At 31.4% G+C, this 2,175-nt stretch carries 3 protein-coding genes; all 3 read right to left on the bottom strand.

From position 1 onward, the window contains the following. A partial coding sequence (locus tag B2X73_RS05245; RefSeq protein ID WP_414647158.1) for a YqfO family protein occupies positions 1-788 on the bottom strand: 788 nt, incomplete at its 3' end. Next, positions 785-1,273 (bottom strand): GNAT family N-acetyltransferase, encoded by a 489-nt coding sequence (locus B2X73_RS05240; RefSeq protein ID WP_115000896.1) that lies wholly within the window; start codon positions 1,271-1,273, stop codon positions 785-787. The genes B2X73_RS05245 and B2X73_RS05240, both read right to left, overlap by 4 nt. Beyond that, a partial coding sequence (locus B2X73_RS05235; protein WP_291095916.1) for a phosphotransferase enzyme family protein occupies positions 1,245-2,175 on the bottom strand: 931 nt, incomplete at its 5' end. The genes B2X73_RS05240 and B2X73_RS05235, both read right to left, overlap by 29 nt.

The following is a 2,175-nucleotide window of genomic DNA, read 5'->3' as shown; positions in this document are numbered from 1 at the left end:
TGAGTTTTTAGATAATTGAAAAAATCGAGTTCTTCCATTTCATTTTCCAACTCTCCAATCATTCCAATTCCAATATAATTATTTTGATTATTCAACGAAATAACAGAATAAGCAACTTCTTCGTACGGATGATTTTTGAACAAAGCATTCATCACATCACCTTCCAAATGTTGCGGAACAATAACCTCTATTCGCGTTTCGTTTACTGCTTCCAATTTCCCTATTTCGCCAATAAACGGATTTGCACCAGCAGTTGGTCGATAATTTCCTTCGCCTTCTATCGCAAAACCACACGAATCATAATTCCCAATTTTTCCTGCACCCGCTTCATACAACGCAAATTTCAATTGCTCAGCATGTTCTGTTGGTACATAGGTAATTAATTGTTTGATAGTTTGCAATTTTGGAATAAGAATTTTCGTATTCAATAAAGCTAATTGTTCAGAAATTTTGAAATTAACTCCAACTTTCGAATTATCTAAAGCTGTATGCGTTGCATAAATATTAATTCCATTTTTGATTGCTGTCATCACAGCTTTTTCAACATAATTTTTTCCGTTCAATTTCTTTAAACCAGAAAAAATAATTGGATGAAAACTCACAATCAAATTACAATTTTTCTCAATCGCTTCTTCCACAACTTCTGGTGTTGTGTCCAACGTTACCAAGATCTCTGTTACCTCATTATTGTAATCACCAACTAGCAATCCAACATTGTCAAAATCCTCTGCATACGCCAAAGGCGCTATTTCTTCTATCGCCAAAGCGACATCTTTTACTCGTATCATTTCTCTTTTAAAAGCAATTTTTCTGTAGGCAAATCATTTTCGATGCCTTTCCAATACGATTCAAAATTAAACTTTTCTAACAACTTTCTTGAAGCAACATTATCAGGATCGATGACAGCCATTACTTGCAAATCAGGAAATTTTTCTTTTGATTCTGCTAATAAATGTTCGCAAATCATTGATCCAAAACCTTTTCTCCAAAATTCTTTTTTCAATAAATAACCTATTTCAAGTGAATTTTCGATATGTTTGTTATACACCAATTTACAATCACCTAAAAGTGTGTCGTTTTCGTCATAAACCTTAAAAAAACCAAGGTTTTCGTTAACGCTACCTTTTTCTAAGATTGATGTAAATTTGTGATTTGCTTGCTCTTCATTCAAACCTTTTCCAGAGATATATTTCATCACTTCGTCGTCCTGAACAAGTTTAAAAAAGTTATTAAAATCTGTAGGTTTATATTTTTCGAACCGAATTTTCTTCATGAAATTTTGTTAATGCTTTTAATAAATTGATTTGATTAATCGTACGATTTAGATTTTGTTTTGGATAAGAAATCGAATAATAAATATCGTTTTCTAAATAATCTGCCAAAAATCTAACCGCCTGAATATAAATCACAATATACGCAACAAAATCCATATTTTCGATCTCTATTGGTTGTAAATCATATTTTAAATGTTCTAAAAACCCATTTTTAACCGCTTTATAATAATCAGGTTCAAACAATTTTTCAGGATTAGGATCGTCTTCAGCTTTCAGGTTTGCGTATGTACGAATCATATCTCCAAAATCGCACAAAATATTCCCTGGCATTATTGTATCCCAGTCTATCACAGCGATTGCTTGCGAATGATTATCATTATTAAATAAGAAATTACTGATTTTAGCATCAGCATGAACGACACGCTTTGGGAAATCTATTTCTAAATACTTTTCAACTTGATACAGATTATCCAAAATATAAGCAACTTCTTCTTTCGTTTCTTCTAAACGCTCTGTTGAAGCATTTTTCAATGCATTTTTGAAATCATTTACACGTTTATGATAATCTAAAAACCCGACAATCGAAGGATAAATTTCATCAACATTAACATCTAACAAATACGAATGAAATTCACTAATTGTTTTCGCCGCTTCATACGCTTGTTCCGCAGATTCCACTTTCTCAAAACAAATAGAATTTGGAATAAAAGAAGTCATTCTCCAAGTTTCTCTATCTTCTTTTGCTAATAAATTTCCTTGCAAATCTTTTACAATTTCGATTACCGAATTTTGATAATTCTTTGCTTTTAGATGGCGAGAAATGATGTCAATATTGTTCGAAATTACTTCTGGTTGAGGAAAAACGTGCGTGTTTATTTTTTGTAAAATATATTTTTTTCCT

Origin of the sequence: Empedobacter sp. UBA7252 (genome assembly GCF_002472765.1) — a bacterium.
Taxonomy (GTDB): domain Bacteria; phylum Bacteroidota; class Bacteroidia; order Flavobacteriales; family Weeksellaceae; genus Empedobacter; species Empedobacter falsenii_B.
This window is presented reverse-complemented; position numbering and strand designations above follow the sequence as displayed.

Excerpts from the sequence above, each read along its gene's own strand:
- B2X73_RS05240 (WP_115000896.1), bottom strand. The coding sequence starts at position 1,273 with ATGAAGAAAATTCGGTTCGAAAAATATAAACCTACAGATTTTAATAAC.